The following is a 15,343-nucleotide window of genomic DNA, read 5'->3' as shown; positions in this document are numbered from 1 at the left end:
CGCTTGGTCATCCACTGGCTCGACCTGTGAGGCGAGAAAGGGGCCATCGCCCCGCGCGTGAGCGCGGGGCACTTCACGTTCTGCGCCAGTCGGCGATGTGTGCCCCCGCTCTGGTCGGCGTAGCCGGAGAGGACGACGGCACGGAGGTCGTTGGTGGGGATGGCCTCTGCCCATGCCCACCGTGGTTGGTCAGAACGTAGCCAGGAACTTGTCGATGGCCGCCCAGGTGGCGTCCGGCGCTTCGAGGTGGGGGAGGTGCCCGGCTTCGGGGATCTCGACGAACTGCGCGCCGGGCACCGATCGTGCGACGGCCCGCCCGTATGCCGGAGTGACGATCCGGTCGCTCTCACCCCAGATCACGAGCGTCGGGACGTTCACCGCGTTGAGTCGGCCGAGCAGCGACGGGTCACTCATGCCGGGTCCGGCGACGGCGGCCATCGTGCGTCCGTTGGCCTGCTGGATGGCGCGCTGTTCATCGGTGAGGCCGGACGGGTCGAGATAGCCGCGCTCGGGGTCGTGCCAGGCGGCCTCGGCGAGTCCGCGTGCGTCAAGGGCGAAGAAGTCCGCGATGGGCTCGCCTGCCACCACCGCACCGACGCCGTCGATGTCGACCACGGCCCCGACCGTTCCCGCGTATCGCTCGTCGGCGGCGGCCTGCACCGCCATCTCCAGGGCGATCCACCCGCCGATCGATGAGCCGATCAGCACGACGTCCCGCTCTTCGTGCTCACGCAGGCGAGTGAGGTAGGCGGCCGCGAGCCGCGCGATCGAGGTGAGGGCGTCGGGGCGCGCTGTGCCGTCCCAGCCGGGATGTGTCGGGGCGAGCGCGTGCATGGTGGCGGCGAGGTGGCTCACTATGGGTGCGACGGTCCGGGGCCCGCCGCCTCCGTGCAGCACGAGTGCCGTGCGTGACTCGGGGGCGCCGCCCTGGATGACGGGAAGGTCCTCGGGAAGGGTGATGCGCATGATGCCGACGCTCCTTGTGAATCAACATGTTTATATAAGGCTGTTGATACAGTAGCACCATGACGACCGACCTCGAAGCCCTCGGGCTGGCGATCAAGCGCGCGCAGTACCGGAACCACCGCACGATGGATGCCGCACTGCGCGAGATCGGGGTCAGCCTCGTCCAATGGGATGCCCTGCGCGCCATCGAGCGGATGCCCGGCGCCTCCGGGCATGAACTCGCCGTCGCGACGTTCCAGAGCGACCAGGCGTTCGGCACCCTCGCGAACCGGCTGGTGGACGCCGGCCTCATCGCCCGGTCCGCAGGCCGCGGGCGACGCTTGGAGCACGCTCTCACCGAGGCGGGGCGCGCGGCGCTTGAGGAAGGCCGACGGTTGTCGACCGGCGTACTGCAAGACCTGTTCGCACCTCTCGACGAGGCCCAACGCGCGGAACTGCTGCGCTCGCTGCGGCATCTCACCGAGGGCGCGTGACGCACAAGGGCCCCTGAGCCGGCGCGGTCGGCGGCCGGTTCGTGCGACGGGCCTGCGACGCGGAACTCCTGGACTCAGGCGACGTTCTCCGCCTTCGGGGCGGTGGTCGCGGGGTTGAGGACCTTGCGGGTGACGCGTTCGGCGAGGGCTGTGACCAGGGCGCGCGGCCGGCGCGGCAGGAGGTGCGCGGACAGTGCGTTGCCGAGTCCGGGGGTGACGTAGGCGCGGTCGCGGTCGAGGGCGTGCAAGGCGGCACGGACCACCGGCTGTGGCGTGGTCATCGAACCGTTTACGGCCGCCTTGCGGGTGCCGATGGCCTCGAAGAAGGGGGTGTCGACCGGGCCGGGGCACAAGGTGAGAACGCGGATGCCGCGCCCGCGGTACTCCTGGCGCAGGGCGAGCCCGAAGTTCAGCACGAAGCCCTTGGCCGCGCTGTAGACGGCGAAGTACGGGGAGGGCTGGAAGCCCGCGGTCGAAGCGACGTTCACGACCGCGCCCGTGCCGCGCTCCAGCATGCCGGGCAGCAGAGCGTGGGTGAGGTCCACGAGCGCGACGACGTTGACCATGAGCTGGTCGTGGTCACGCTCCGCGCTGATCTCCTCGAAGCGACCGCATGTGCCGAATCCCGCGTTGTTCACCAGCAGGTCCACGCTCAGGCCGCGTTCGGCCAGACGGTCGGCGATCCGGCGGGCCGCATCCGGCTCGGCGAGGTCCTGGACCAGGACGTGGGCGCGAATGCCTTGTTCCTTGGTGAGGCGTTCGGCGAGGTCTGTGAGCTTGTCCTCGGAGCGTGCCACCAGGATCACATCGTGTCCGCGGGCGGCGAGTTGTGCGGCGAACTCGGCTCCGAGACCCGACGAGGCACCGGTGATGAGCGCTGCGGCATGCATGGGAAGTCTCCTTCGCTCGACGAGAATCTGAGACAGAAGAGTACAGAGATCTGCCTTACCTGCAACAGATGAGTTGCAGATAAGGCGAAGTTGGCTCAGGCGTGTATCGTTTTGGAGGTCTAGCAGACGAGTTGGAGGCTCCATGAGTGAGACAGCGGCACGACCGTTGCGAGCGGACGCGGAGCGCAGTGTGCGCGCCATCCTGGAGGCCGCCGAACGCGTGCTCTCCGCGGATCCCGGCGCGTCGATGGAGCAGATCGCAACGGCGGCGGGGGTGGCCAGGACGACGATCCACCGGCGGTTCGCCCACCGGCAGGCGCTGATCGACGCCCTGGCCTCATCGGCCGCCCGTCAGCTCGTCCAGGCCGTGGAGGACGGTCGGCCGGACACCGCCCCTCCTCAAGTGGCGCTGCACCGGATCACGGCCAATGTGCTGGAGGTGAAGGGCGCCTGGGCCTTCGCCCTGGAGCTTCCGGCCGATCCCGGCAGCGAAGCGGCCGCTCTGCACGAGCACATCGGCCGGCGCTGCATCACCGTGCTGGAACGGGCGCGGGCGGAAAAGCTCATCGACGAGGCAGCCGACCTTCACTGGCTGCGGCGGGTCTACTACGCGCTCCTCGGGGAGTCCTTGCGCGGGAACCCGGACGATGCCGACCTCGACACCGACGCCCTCGCCGCCCGCATCATCGACACCCTGCTGCGTGGCGCGGGCCCGCGCGGCTGAGCTCGCCGCGGACCCGGACGACTCCCTGGTCTCGTACGGCGCCCTGAACTCGAACGATGCCCGCTCGCCGGGACCTGCGAGTGGTGCTCAACCGCTGCCCGTCGCTCCGCGCTGGGCTTGTCGGCGTGGTGGCGTACGTGCGCCGCCGCCTGTCGGCTCAGGACAACGATCCTGCGCCGACAGGCGGTTGGAGAGTTCAGGGCGAGTCAGTGGCATCGGAGAAGAGGCGCCACCGGAGATCAGTCACTGGAGACCAGTTACCGGAGATCAGTTACCGGACTGTACGGGCTCCAGCTTGATGCTGAAGTGGCGGAGAATGGGCGACTGGCCCGTCACCCGGTAGCCATGCACCGATTCGGGGTTCTTCGCGATGTCCGCGAGGGTGGCGGCGACGTGGTCGTAGTGGCTACGGGTGTAGACCCGCCGGGGGAGCGCGAGTCGTACGAGCTCGTAGGGCGCTGTCTTGACGGGGTTGCCGTCCTCGTCCTCCTCCCCGAGGTACAGGCTGCCCAGCTCCGCACTGCGGATGCCGCCGCGCAGATAGAGCTCGCAGACGAGTGCGGTGCCGGGGTACTGGTGCGGGGGGATGTGGGGCAGGAGCCGCCCGGCGTTGACGTAGAGGGCGTGCAGGCCGGAGGGTTCCACGATGTCTACCCCGGCCTCGCGGATGCGTGCGGCGAGGTAGGCGGCTATGTCGGCGCGTTCGGCGAGGTAAGCCGGTTCGGTGACTTCGAGGAGGCCGCGGGCCATCATGTCGAGGTCACGCCCGGACAGGCCGCCGTAGGTGGTGAATCCCTCGGTGGCGATGAGCAGGCCGCCGCACCGCTCGGCGAGGTCGGGGTCCTTCAGGCCGATGAAGCCGCCGATGTGGACGATCCCGTCCTTCTTCGCGCTCATGACGCAGCCGTCCGCGAGGCGGAAGGCCTCCTCGGCGACCTGACGCGGGGTGCGGTCGGCGTAGCCGGGCTCGCGCTGGGTCACCAGCCAGGCGTTCTCCGCGAACCGCGCCGCGTCCAGGATCATCGGCACGTTGTGGCGGCGGCACAGCTCGGCGGTGCGGTGCAGGTTCTCCATGCTGACCGGCTGGCCCCCGCCACCGTTGTTGGTGATGGTCATCAGCACGGCCGCCACGGGCGCCCGGTCCGCGTTCTCCAGCGCCTGTTCGAGGGCGAGCAGGTCGATGTTGCCCTTGAACGGGTAGTCGCTGTCGAGGTCCTTCGCCTCGGCGCAGGGCAGGTCGTAGGCCTGGCAGCCGGTCAGTTCGACGTTGGCGCGGGTGGTGTCGAAGTGCGTGTTGGACAGCACGCTCGTGCCCGGCTTGAGCAGCGCGGAGAACAGGATGCGCTCGGCCGCGCGGCCCTGATGGGTCGGCAGGATATGGGGGTAGCCGGTGAGTTCGGAGACGACCTCGTGCCACCGGTAGAAGGAACGGCTGCCGGCGTAGGACTCGTCGCCCTGCATGCCCGCGGCGAGCTGGTCCGCGGAGATGGCACCGGTCCCGGAGTCGCTCAGCAGGTCGATGGTGACTTCGTCGGCCCGCAGGTCGAAGGGGTTGTAGGCGACCCGCTTCAGCGCGGCCTCGCGCTCCTCCCGGGTGGTGAAAGCAAGCGGTTCTACGACCTTGATGCGGTAGGGCTCCACGTGACTTCCTTCTGTGCGGTGTGCGGGCTGACGTGGCCGACGGCCTGGTGCCCGAGGTCCAGGACGTTCCGGGTGGGTTGCGCAGGCATCCAGGTGCCGCGCGGGTACTGCTCCTGCGGCGGCCGGACGAGGTAGGCCTCGGAGCTGAGGTAGGCGGTGATCCGGGGAGGCCGGTTGCGCTCGTACACCAGGGCCAGGTAGGCGATGAGCCCGACACCATCGGCGAGTGGCCGCTGGGTGAGCGCTCCCAGGCTGCGGGTCAGGACCGAGGGGTCCATGCCGATCCGGGTCAGCAGGGCCGTCGCGCGGGCGAGTGCCTCCTCGTCGTCGCGCACGTAATCGCGAACGGGGATATGGAGCGTGAAGCCGCTCGGGTCGCTGTCCCCTTCGGTGAAGGAGTGGCAGGTGAGCGCGGGTCGACGTATCAGCCGCAGGGTGTCGTCGCCGTCGTGCCCGGACGGCGGAAGGGAGCCCGCAGCCGCGTGGAAGAAGTAGCGGATGTCGGCCGCCGCGGCTCCGGAGGTACGGCTGAGCGCGCAGGCGTCGTCGGCCGACATCCGCGGGTGTCTCACGTAGACCTTGACGCGGGGGGACTTCCAGGCGCCCAGGTCCAGGGCGAGGAACGGATAGCCGGCCGCCGGGGGGAGTTGTGCGAAGGCCCGGTCGTAGCCGAGTCGCCGCAGTGCCTCGCGCACGGTGCGGGCCGCGTGTTCCGGGCCGGAGGCCGAGGGGTTCAGGTACACCTTGACCCCGGGGACCCCTCCGGCGCGCAGGTCGAGCGCGTACCACAGGGCCAGTGGCCCCTGGGCCGCAGCGGGGAAGAACAGGTCGGCGAGGGCGTCGAGTTGGTCGGTGGAGAAGTGCCAGCGGGCGGCCATCGCGCGGACGGCGTCGAGCCCGGCGCGTGCACTGCCTTCCATGTCGCCGTGGGCCCACCCGGGCTCCACGAGCACCCGCAGCGCCGGGGCGGCGCCCGCGGTGCCGGCGAGGGAGAACTCGACGGGGCTGTGGTCGTCGGAGAGGAAGGTCGGCGAGGCCGGAGGCAGGGACAGCGGCCGGTGGGCGGCGCCCGCGAGGGAGTCGAGCAGGACCTGTCCGTACAACTCGGTGTCTGCCTCGCTGAGGCCCACCGTGGCGCCCAGGCCGCGCAGTTGACCGATTACGTGGTCGCCGAGCGTTGTCTCACCGGTGCCGGTCGCCGGTATGCCGGGGCCCGGCAGCGAGGTCATCGTGTGCCTCGCTCGTCGTGGCGCGGAAAGCGTCCGGACGGTGCGGGGACACGGGGGTGTGCTCCGCCGACGAGGGACGGGGCGAGGGCCGGGCCGCTGCCTGGCGCGGCGGGTATTCGGTCCTGCGGCTGGTCGGGGTCGCCGCCCCCGCACGGGTTCCGTCTGCTGGGGGTGGTGCGCCCTTGGCCCGGCCGGTCGCCTGCGGAACGGGGCGCGGAGGTGCTTGCGAGGTCCACTGCCTCTCCTTCATCTTGTGTCACTCCAGACACTCCGCGCCGTCCTACCCAGGAAGTTGATCTTTCATGCAGGCTACATCAACTGCCTGTGTCACATGCATCACAGGGGGTGCGGGCTACTGACCCACCAGCCACTTCATGAAACTGCTCCAGCGCCCGGGCTTGCCGGTGGGCTGGGGCGTCGCGGGCGAGGGGGTGGGCGCGACGTGAGACGCCTGCTCGCGGGGCACGGCCGTCGGCTCGGGCGCGGCCGCGGGGCGCGGGGTGACCGCGCTGAAACGGACGGGCAGGGAGGCCAGGGCCCGGTTGAAGGGGCCGGGCCGCCAGGCGAGGCTGCTGGCGGGGACCGCGAGTTCGACATCGGGCAGGGCGTTGAACAGCGCCTCCAGGCCGGTCAGGGCGATGAGCCGTGCCGGGTCCTTCGACGGGCAGGCGTGCGGGCCCGCGCTCCAGGCGAGGTGACCGCGGGTGTCGGCGCCCCGGTCCGCGAGCGCCGTGTTGGCGGCGCCGAAGGACACCAGGACCAGCTCACCGGCGAGGACCTTGTCACCGGCCACGTCCGTGTCGGCGACCGGGTAATGGGGTGCGTAGTTCGACATCGGCGCATTGCGCCACAGGGTGTCGTCCAGGGCCTTGTCGAACTGCCCGAGGCGCGCGAACTCCTCGTTGGTCAGCATCGTGTAGAAGGCGTTGCCGATCAGATTGCCCTCCGGCTCGCCGCCCGCACCGAGGAGCAGCACCAGGGTGTGGGCCAACTCCTCGTCGTTCAACTGCGCTGGATGCTGCATCAGGTAGGACGTGATGTCCTCGCCGGGCTGGGCGCGCTTGAGTGCCACCAGTTCGCCGACCGCCCCGAGCAGGACCTGGCTGGCCTGCTCGGCGTTGACCCCGTCGAACATGCCGGAGATACCGAACAGCACCCGGTCGCCGATCTCCGCCGGGCAGCCGAACAGCTCGTTGAACACGTACAGCGGGAGCTGCTGTGCGTAGTCCCTGAGCAGGTCGGCGCTGCCGCGGGCGCTGAACTGGTTGATCAGGAACTGGGCGGCCTGGCTGACGATCCGGCCCAGCCGCTTGTTGCTGACGCGGGCGAAGGAGTCGGTGATGGCCTGCCGCAGGCGCACGTGCTCGGCGCCGTCGGTGAACATCGCGTTGGGCCGGTAGGCAAGCAGCGGCAGGACCGGGCTGTCAGGACTGACGCGGCCCTCGGCCAGCGCGCGCCAGCGGCGTGAGTCCTTGCGGAAGGTCGTCGAATCCTGGAGGAGCTCCAGGGCCGCGTTGTAGTCGGTCACCAGCGTCGCCTCCACGCCGGGGGCGATGGTGACCGGCGCGGTGGGGCCGAGCTCGCGCATGTAGCGGTAGTACGCGTGCGGGTTGGCGGCGAACTCCGCGCTGTCCAGGGGTATGCGCTGCCCGCTGCCGTGTGCGGGGCAGCCGGGCGGAGGTACGGAGGGGGTTGTCATGCGTGCTCCAGATCGGCGCGCTCGTGCAGATAACGGACCAGGTCGATCAGCGCGTTGACGGACGACTTCTCGTCGCGCGCGTCGATGGTGACGACGGGGGTGTCGGGCAGCAGGTCGAGCGCTTCCCGGACTTCTTCCGGGCTGTGGACCGTGCTGCCGTCGAACTGGTTGATGGCCACGGCGAAGTCGAGGCCATAGCTCTCGACCAGATCCATGACATCGAAGGAGTCGGCAAGGCGCTCGGGGTCCACCAGGACCAGGGCGCCCAGCGCCCCACGGGCCATGTCGTCCCAGAGGTTGACGAAGCGCTGCTGTCCGGGGGACCCGAACAGATACAGGACGACGCGCTCGCTGAGGGTCAGGCGACCGAAGTCCAGGGCGACGGTGGTGGTCGTCTTCCCCTGGACTCCCTTGAGGTCGTCGACGCGCTCCGAGAGCGTCGTCATCCGCTCCTCGGTGGACAGCGGGGTGATCTCGGACAGAGAACCGATCAGAGTCGTTTTGCCGACGGCGAAATGCCCGACGACCAGGATCTTCACCGCGGTCTGCTGTGCGCCACTGCGCACGTACGCGTCCTCAGACAGAGAGAGCCTTGAGGCCATCGAGCACCTCCTGAAGCAAGGCCTTGTTGGCGAGACGGGCCGAGGGCACCGGCGCCCGGGTCACGAGATAGCCCCCCTCGGCGAGGGAACTGAGCAGCACCTTGACCACCCCGAGCGGCAACTGGGAATGCGCGGCGATCTCAGCGACCGAGAGGTAGCCGCTGGAACACATCTCCAGGATCTGCTGCTCCTCCGGCGAGAGCCGCTGCGGGCGCTGCTGCTCGTCGGTGGCCGTCGTGACGAGAGTGATGAGGGCGAACTCGCCCTCCTCCGGCAGGTCACGGCCACGGGTGATGACGTAGGGCCGCACTAATTCTCCGGCCTCGGACACGAACTCGGGCTCGGTACGGCCGGGATCCGTCATGAGGTGACCGCGTCGCCGCGGAGGCCGGTCGACATCGCCTTGCCCAGTCGGCTGACCAACTGCTGCATCCGGTACGTGATGTCCTGCATGTCGACCTCGGCCGACGCCGCCACGGCGAGATAGCTGCCGCCGCCCGCGGCGTTCAAGAAGACCCAGCCCCCGTCGAACTCGATGAGGGTCTGGCGCCAGTTCACTCCGTCGTCACCGCAGAAGAAGCTGACGGACCGGCTGAGCGACTGCAGGCCGGACACGGCGGCGGCCACCTTGTCGGCGTCGTCCCGGCCGATCTCGGCCGTACGGGACATCTGGAGGCCGTCGGCAGAGATCAGGACCGCGTGGAGGGCATGGGGAATCTTCAGCGCGTCCTCAAGCATCCAGGACAGGTCGTCGCTCACGGGGCATCGAATCCTTCGTGTGAATCGGCAGTGGTATCGCGTTCGGCGGCCGGTACCCCCGCACTTCGGCCGCTGAGTGTGCCGCGCTGAAACGCGCCCATGGCCGCCACCCGTGCCTCTGCGGACCGGGCTTGCGGCGCTTCGTCGGGCCGGCTGTCACTGTCCGGCACCAGCGCCATGCCGCGCTTGTTCCGGCGCCGGGGCAGCCCGCCCTCAGTCGTCGCGGGAGCCGAACCACGGTTCACCGCGGCGGCGTCGACCTCTTGCGTGGTGGTGGGCTTCTTGGGCTCCGGCATCTCGGTCAACAACTCCTTCGGCACCATCACCACCGCGCGAACGCCGCCGTAAGGAGAGGTGCTGTCGATGGTGACCGTGAACCCGAACCGCGCACACAAGGCACCGATCACGGCGAAGCCGAACGCGGGAGGGTTGCCGAGTTCCGAGACGCTCACCGTGGCACCGCTGGACAGCAGGGCGGTGGCGTTCGTCTTCTCTTCCTCGCTCATGCCCACACCGGCGTCGTCGATCACGATGCAGATGCCCCTGGGCACCGTCCGCACCTCGACGTCGACCATGGTGGACGGCTCGGAATAGCTGGTGGCGTTGTCGAGCAGCTCGGCCACCGTCAGTGCGATCGGCTCGACGGCGCGGCTGGTCACCGCGAAGTCCACCCGCGAGGCGATGTCGATGCGCTGGTAGTGCCGGATACGGCCCTGTGCGCCGCGGATCACGTCATAGACCGACGCGGCCTCCCGCTGCCGACCGAGCCACCCGCCGCACAGCACCGCGATGGACTGCGCACGTCGGTTGAACTGGCTGTTCATGTGGTCGATGTCCAGCATGTCCCGCAACACGGCCGAGTCACCGTACTTCTTCTGCAACCCGGAGATGGCCCGCTGCTGCTCCGCGGCGAGGCCCTGAAGCGTCCGCATGGCCGACTTCAGTACGGTGTTGGTGGCGTCCTCCGCCTCTTCCTTCGCCCGGCGGACCACCTCGTCATAGCCGCTGCGCAGATCGGCGACGGTGGACTCGAGGTGGGCGACACTGCCCGTCGATTCGGTCAGTTCACCCTGAAGGGACTGCTTCTGGCGGCGCAGCGCCTTGATCGTTTTTCGCTGGCGCGTGATTACCGTGGCGGCGACAGCGACGCCGACGACAAGCGCCCAGACTGTCGGATCCTGCCAAAAATTCGTCATGTGACTCTCTTTGAGCGGCTGGAGTCCAGCTCTCGGAATCTGCCCAAGCGGACCCTCGCTGTGGGCAGACGTCACCGCCCGGAGAGCCCCCCTGGCTGTATCCATGCCGGAGCGAAAGCTCATGTGGCATGTGCACGGGAGCGTATCACCGGACGATCATGAAGCCCTGTCAAGTGCGCCACGCCGTGGCAACGTTGGCGAAAAACCCATGCTCATGACAGTGAAGAAGGTGTGGTAGCGCGGTGGAGACCCGTCGCGGCGGGACGCGCCAACAGCCGCTCAACTGCGTGATCACCGGCTTCTTGCAGGTTGGCGGCGTATCTCGGCGCGAAAGGGTCGATGTGGCGGAACGGAGGTCGGCAAGGTGACATTCGGCCACTCGTCGGCCCGCCTCGGTGGGCGGCTCGGATCGGTGGGCGGCTCGGATCGGTCGGCGCATCAGTGAGCTAAGTGATGCTGCAACTGAGCAGTCACGGACGGGAGTTGCGCAGGCGGTGAGCGGTCCGTGGAACCGCAGAGTGTGTCCGTCGGTGCCACCGCGAAAGCAGATGGGCTGGACGCGACTTGTACGAGGCCACCTTGCCTTGAACGGCATGAAGTGACCGCTGCTCTCAGGCGTCCGGCCCGCCGATCTCACTCTCGGCGGGCCGGACGCGTCCTTGCGACAGGACCTGATCAAGGTGCCACGTAATCCGGTTCATAAACCCGGCAAAGACAACCCGGCAATGACGCCGGGGTCAAGCATCGGTTCCTGGACTCCGGCCCCGCAACGCCCGCCCCCACTCGCGCGCCGCGCCTCCGCGCCCTTCACCCCACCAGTGAATCGGCCAGAGTGATCGCCTCGCGTTCTCCCAGCGGAGCGTGTCCGAGCAGGAAGCGGTACCAGAAGACGCCATACACCTGGTCCACCATGAGGTCGAGGTCGCGGTCCGCCGCGAGCTCGCCGCGCCGCTGTCCTCGGGCGAGCACTTCGCGCAGCACCGCTCTGCGTGTCTCGGTGAACTCCCGCATCAGATCGGCGAGATGTGGGTCCCGGGCGGCCTCCCGCACCAGCGTCCGCAAAGCGGGTGCGACCGGCGCCGACTGCGCGCCCTCGAACGTGGCGACCACCACCGACCGCAGCTCCTCGCGCAGCGATCCGGGTTCCGGAGGCGGCACGTGCTGCTCGGCGCGGTTGGTCAGGGCGTCGAGCAGGACCGCGCCCTTCGAAGGCCACCAGCGGTAGAGCGTCTGTTTGCCGACCCCCGCCTCCCGCGCGATGGCGTCCACGCCGACCGGCGCGCCGTCCGCGTCCGCGAGCAGCCGCAGGGCGGCGTCCAGCACGGCCTGGCGCGCTTCCTCGTTGCGGCGGCGGCCGGTGTGGGGGCGGCCGGTATGGGGGCGCTGTTCCCCTTGCGTTCGTTCGTTCATCCGCGCACTCCTTCGTGCCTGGCCCGCGCGCTCTGATTTCGCACCCTGGAGCCTTGACGAGACTGTCGGTCTCGGCAAAACTTACTTTACCGAGACCGACAGTCTCGTCAATGCTGGCAACCATCGGGACACGAGGACAGGGTCACCATGACTTCTGCAACACCCTCCGCCACTCCCACCTCCCACGCGGTCGTCATGGGCGGCAGCTCCGGGATCGGCGAGGCCACGGCCGCACTCTTCGCCCGGAGCGGCGCCGAGGTCACGATCACCGGTCGCGACGAGAAGCGCCTTGCCGACGCTGTGGTCCGCATCGGCGGCAAGACCACCACGCACCGCATGGACGCCACCGCCCAGGACGACATCGACGCCTTCTTCGCCACCGTCGCACCCATCGACCACCTGGTCATCGCGGTGAGCGGTGCGGCAGGCAGCGGCGCCTTCGCCGAGCTCGACCTCGCCGAACTGGCGCACGGTTTCGACGCCAAGTTCTGGCCTCAAGTGCGCGTTCTCCAGGCCGCCTTGGGGCGACTGGCCGAGCACGCCTCGGTCACCTTCATCACGGCCGCCTCCGCCCGCGCCGCCTTCCCCGGCACCTCGGGCCTGGCCGCGATCAACGGCGCGCTCGAAGCGATGGTCCCCCCGCTGGCCGTCGAACTCGCTCCGCGACGGGTCAACGCCGTGTCCCCCGGCGTGATCGACACCCCGTGGTGGGGCCGCGTACCGCAGGAGCAGCGCGAGGAACTGTTCGCGGGGCTGGCGACGACGACGCCCGTCGGCCGCGTCGGCACCCCCGAGGAGGTGGCGGCGGCCATCCACTCGCTCGCCACCAACGGATTCATCACCGGCATGGTCCTGGACTGCACCGGCGGGGCGAACCTGGCGACGGGCCGCTGAACTGCTGCCCCTGGGCTTGGTACATGGCTGCGTGACGCAACCAGGCCGTGGCGCGCGGAGTCATCGAGCCTGCTGTCGTGAGGTGTCGAGGGAGGGGCGAACGGGCGGTAGCGGGGCGACAGCGAGACGTTAGCCGGACGGGAACGGACCCTGACAACGTGGCGGTACACGCAGAAGCCGCACCCGGCCGCCCGGCCGATCCTTCAGGTACGGCCGGGTGGGCGCGGCGCTCGACGAAACCAGGAGCCGCCACATGTCCGTCACCCCTCGCCACGACGCTGTCCCAACCGGTCTTTCCCGCAGGTCGGTACTGACCGCCGCCGGACTGTCGGCCGCGGGCGTCGCGCTGCACGGCTCACTGGGTGCATCGAGCGCCGCCGCCGCGGCGGCCCCCGCGATCTTCTACTCACCGCACCAGGACGACGAGGCGATCGGCATGGCCGGCTCCATCCTGGAGCACAAGGCCGCTGGAAGACCGGTCTACCTGGTCCTGGTGACCAGGGGCGAGAACTCAGGTATCGCGGACATCCTCAACCAGGGTGCGTGTGGCTTGAAGGAGCGGTGCTCGGCCCCTGGTCACTACCACAAGCTGGGCTGGGACCTGGAGGACGATGCGACCGTGGTCTCGGCGCGTACGTCGGAGTTCATGTTGTCGGCCAAGGCCATGGGCGTGGACAAGGTCATCAACTTCAAGATCCCCGACGGTGCATGGACCACGCAGGAGAACTACACGATCCTCGTCAACGCGATCAGGAACAAGGTTCGCGACCTCATCGAGCTGTACCCGAACGCCTCGCACAAGTTCGCCGCGGGATGGCTCGACAGGAACAGCGACGCGGAGCCCCCGAACGCCACGCACAAGGCGTGCAGCGACGCCGCGTACTTCCTGATGAAGAACGGTGAGCTGAAGGACGTCCGCTTCAACCACATCTACACCTACAACGCGTACAGCCGCGACGACCGCGACCGCGGCGCGGACTACGTGCTCAACATCCCGTCCTCGCACATGAAGAAGAAGCAGGCCGCGATCCTCGCGTACAACACGTGGGACCCGAGCCGGAACCTCTACACCACCGGCTACCACAGCGTGCCCAAACACTTGGAGCAGGCCTACAGCGACCCGAGGGAGTTCGTGTACGCGCTGCCTTCCAACTACAAGGCCGGCAAGCCGCAGTCCTAGCATCCGGTCGCCTACCGGGTCTTCCGGATCGCTGAGCGCAGTTCGTCGCCGGGGGTGCGCGGGGGGCGCCGTCGGGGATGGAGTTCACCGTCCAAGCCCTGATCTGCCGAACCCGTCCACGTCGCTTGAGGCGTCCCAGGCGATACGCCGCCCGAGCCTGACACAGGTGTTTGCCTCGCTCATGCCCTCGAATCGTCCGTCAGGGGGAGGCACTCGGTGAGCAGGTCGACGACGTCGCGCCAGGCGCGCTGCGCGTGTTGTGGGTGGTAGCCGACGCCGGGGACCGTGGGGTGGTCGACCGTCGGGTGGTGGAAGGCGTGCAAGGCGCCGCCGTAGACCGTGAGGCGCCAGTCGACGCCCGCGGCCTGCATCTCGGCGGTGAACGCGTGGCGTTGCGCGGGCGACATGATCGGGTCTTCGGACCCGACGCCTGCCCACACCGGGCAGCGGATGCGTGCTGCTTCGCCCGGTCGGCCCGTTGTAGTGGCGTTGACCGTTCCGATCGCGCGCAGGTCGACGCCGTCGCGCCCGAGGTGCAGCGCGATCGCGCCGCCGGTGCCGTAGCCGACGGCGGCGATCCGGTCGGGCTGGGTCCGGGCCTCGGCGCGCAACACGTCGAGCGCCGCATGGCCGATGCCCCGCATCCGTCCGGGATCAGCGAGCAGGGGCATGCAACGGGCCAGCATCTCCCCGGGGTCGCTCAAGTAGCGCCCGCCGTGGAGATCGAAAGCCAGCGCTACGTATCCGAGTTCGGCGAGAGCATCGGCCCGGCGGCGCTCGACGTCGCTGAGCCCCATGCCCTCCGGTCCGAGCAGCACCCCGGGGCGGCGGTCGACACCGGCCGGGAGCGCGAGGTGCCCGCTCATCGTCAGACCATCGGCTGGGTACTCGACCGTACGCGTCGTAATCGTCGTAGTCGCCGTAGTCGTTGTCATGAGGCTGGACTGTAGTGACCGTTCAGCCCGGCCCGGCCGCTGATCTGCTGTTGGCAGAGCAACACGGGTAAGTGTCTGCCCTGGCCTACCGGAGACTGGTCGGTTGCACCGAACTTCGGCCGGTACGGCCATGGCCAAGCCCTGGGTGGTGCCGAAAGTGTCGTCCGCCCGCGTCGGAAACAGCTCAGATCACCACGACCCGGCGCCCGCGCGTGTGACCGGCTTGGCTGTCGATGTGGGCCACCGCGGCCTCGGTGAGCGTGTATGACTTCTCGATCGGAATGTGGGGCTTTCCGCGCGAGATGAGGTCGGCGGGAAGAGGCCCTGGTCTTCGAGCAGGACGAAGACTTCGAGCAACGTCTCACGCAGGCGGTCGCCGACCGGACGCCACACGAGCCGCTCACCCCTGCGCTGCGTCGCGAGATCCACGCCCTGGTGCGACCTTGCACGGCGGCCAGCGCGTCCCCGGTCTGGCACATGATCGACGAATCACCCGCCCCGCGGAGGTACGAGGAGTCGATGCGGCTGCGCCACGCGGAGACGCTGGCAACCGCCATCGCCGCCGACCCCGAACTGCCACCGACCGCAACGGCGAGCCGGACGATCGCGCGGTTCGTGATCGACGCCTACTCGCTGGCCCGGGCGGCGGCCGATCCCGAGGCCGCGGTGGACGAGATCTTCCGGATGATCGCGGCAGCCTGGGAGGTCGCCTGTCCTCCTCGACAAGTGTGAGGAACTTGTCCCT

Annotated in this window: 15 protein-coding genes and 2 pseudogenes; 5 read left to right on the top strand and 12 right to left on the bottom strand. The window is 69.3% G+C overall.

Annotated elements, in window-relative coordinates; translation table 11 throughout:
• Window positions 1-189 precede the first annotated feature (189 nt).
• Window positions 190-966 (bottom strand): alpha/beta fold hydrolase, encoded by a 777-nt coding sequence (locus ACIRF8_RS32080; protein WP_404220561.1) that lies wholly within the window; start codon window positions 964-966, stop codon window positions 190-192.
• Between the two features lie 59 nt (window positions 967-1,025).
• Between ACIRF8_RS32080 and ACIRF8_RS32075 the strand changes: the two genes are divergently transcribed.
• Window positions 1,026-1,439: a MarR family winged helix-turn-helix transcriptional regulator gene (locus ACIRF8_RS32075; RefSeq protein WP_404220559.1), complete on the top strand. Its 414-nt coding sequence runs from the start codon at window positions 1,026-1,028 to the stop codon at window positions 1,437-1,439.
• Between the two features lie 74 nt (window positions 1,440-1,513).
• Here ACIRF8_RS32075 and ACIRF8_RS32070 read toward each other — a convergent pair whose 3' ends face one another.
• Complete coding sequence (locus ACIRF8_RS32070; protein ID WP_404220557.1) at window positions 1,514-2,329, bottom strand: SDR family NAD(P)-dependent oxidoreductase; 816 nt, start codon at window positions 2,327-2,329, stop codon at window positions 1,514-1,516.
• Between the two features lie 142 nt (window positions 2,330-2,471).
• On the opposite strand from ACIRF8_RS32070, the gene ACIRF8_RS32065 reads away from it, so the two are divergent.
• Complete coding sequence (locus ACIRF8_RS32065) at window positions 2,472-3,053, top strand: TetR/AcrR family transcriptional regulator (protein ID WP_404220555.1); 582 nt, start codon at window positions 2,472-2,474, stop codon at window positions 3,051-3,053.
• A 267-nt stretch (window positions 3,054-3,320) separates the two neighbouring features.
• Here the strand turns inward: ACIRF8_RS32065 and ACIRF8_RS32060 are convergent, their stop codons facing one another.
• From ACIRF8_RS32060 to ACIRF8_RS32025, 8 genes are all read right to left on the bottom strand, one after another.
• Complete coding sequence (locus ACIRF8_RS32060; RefSeq protein ID WP_404220553.1) at window positions 3,321-4,694, bottom strand: tryptophanase; 1,374 nt, start codon at window positions 4,692-4,694, stop codon at window positions 3,321-3,323.
• Window positions 4,667-5,923, bottom strand: coding sequence for a tryptophan dimethylallyltransferase family protein (locus ACIRF8_RS32055; RefSeq protein WP_404220551.1), 1,257 nt, complete (start codon window positions 5,921-5,923; stop codon window positions 4,667-4,669). The genes ACIRF8_RS32060 and ACIRF8_RS32055 overlap by 28 nt, the downstream gene beginning before the upstream one ends.
• A 352-nt stretch (window positions 5,924-6,275) precedes the next feature.
• A complete protein-coding gene (locus ACIRF8_RS32050) occupies window positions 6,276-7,622 on the bottom strand; it encodes a cytochrome P450 (protein ID WP_404220549.1) in 1,347 nt (448 codons plus the stop codon).
• Entirely contained in the window at window positions 7,619-8,224 is a 606-nt protein-coding gene (locus tag ACIRF8_RS32045) for a GTP-binding protein (RefSeq protein ID WP_404220547.1), read from the bottom strand. Before ACIRF8_RS32045 ends, ACIRF8_RS32050 begins: the two co-directional genes overlap by 4 nt.
• On the bottom strand, window positions 8,199-8,588 hold the full coding sequence (locus ACIRF8_RS32040; protein WP_404220545.1) for a DUF742 domain-containing protein: 390 nt from the start codon (window positions 8,586-8,588) through the stop codon (window positions 8,199-8,201). The genes ACIRF8_RS32045 and ACIRF8_RS32040 overlap by 26 nt, the downstream gene beginning before the upstream one ends.
• Window positions 8,585-8,983, bottom strand: a complete 399-nt coding sequence (locus ACIRF8_RS32035; RefSeq protein ID WP_404220543.1) for a roadblock/LC7 domain-containing protein — start codon at window positions 8,981-8,983, stop codon at window positions 8,585-8,587. Before ACIRF8_RS32035 ends, ACIRF8_RS32040 begins: the two co-directional genes overlap by 4 nt.
• A complete protein-coding gene (locus ACIRF8_RS32030) occupies window positions 8,980-10,179 on the bottom strand; it encodes an ATP-binding protein (RefSeq protein ID WP_404220540.1) in 1,200 nt (399 codons plus the stop codon). The genes ACIRF8_RS32035 and ACIRF8_RS32030 overlap by 4 nt, the downstream gene beginning before the upstream one ends.
• An 807-nt stretch (window positions 10,180-10,986) precedes the next feature.
• Entirely contained in the window at window positions 10,987-11,589 is a 603-nt protein-coding gene (locus ACIRF8_RS32025; protein WP_404220538.1) for a TetR/AcrR family transcriptional regulator, read from the bottom strand.
• A 147-nt stretch (window positions 11,590-11,736) separates the two neighbouring features.
• Between ACIRF8_RS32025 and ACIRF8_RS32020 the strand changes: the two genes are divergently transcribed.
• Window positions 11,737-12,483: an SDR family oxidoreductase gene (locus ACIRF8_RS32020; protein WP_404220536.1), complete on the top strand. Its 747-nt coding sequence runs from the start codon at window positions 11,737-11,739 to the stop codon at window positions 12,481-12,483.
• Window positions 12,484-12,736: 253 nt separating this feature from the next.
• The gene (locus tag ACIRF8_RS32015) at window positions 12,737-13,663 is read left to right on the top strand and encodes a PIG-L deacetylase family protein (protein ID WP_404220534.1); all 927 of its coding nucleotides are present in this window, start codon (window positions 12,737-12,739) and stop codon (window positions 13,661-13,663) included.
• 179 nt (window positions 13,664-13,842) lie between these two features.
• On the opposite strand, the gene ACIRF8_RS32010 is transcribed toward ACIRF8_RS32015, so the two are convergent.
• Both ACIRF8_RS32010 and ACIRF8_RS32005 read right to left on the bottom strand, forming a co-directional pair.
• On the bottom strand, window positions 13,843-14,529 hold the full coding sequence (locus ACIRF8_RS32010; protein WP_404220531.1) for a dienelactone hydrolase family protein: 687 nt from the start codon (window positions 14,527-14,529) through the stop codon (window positions 13,843-13,845).
• A gap of 253 nt (window positions 14,530-14,782) precedes the next feature.
• A pseudogene (locus tag ACIRF8_RS32005) lies at window positions 14,783-14,908 on the bottom strand (zinc-binding dehydrogenase); the annotation flags it as partial.
• A 5-nt stretch (window positions 14,909-14,913) separates the two neighbouring features.
• Here ACIRF8_RS32005 and ACIRF8_RS32000 point away from each other — a divergent pair.
• Window positions 14,914-15,330: pseudogene (locus ACIRF8_RS32000) on the top strand (TetR/AcrR family transcriptional regulator); the annotation flags it as partial.
• Window positions 15,331-15,343 lie beyond the last annotated feature (13 nt).

It is taken from the genome of Streptomyces sp. NPDC102406, assembly GCF_044765725.1.
Taxonomy (GTDB): domain Bacteria; phylum Actinomycetota; class Actinomycetes; order Streptomycetales; family Streptomycetaceae; genus Streptomyces.
This window is presented reverse-complemented; position numbering and strand designations above follow the sequence as displayed.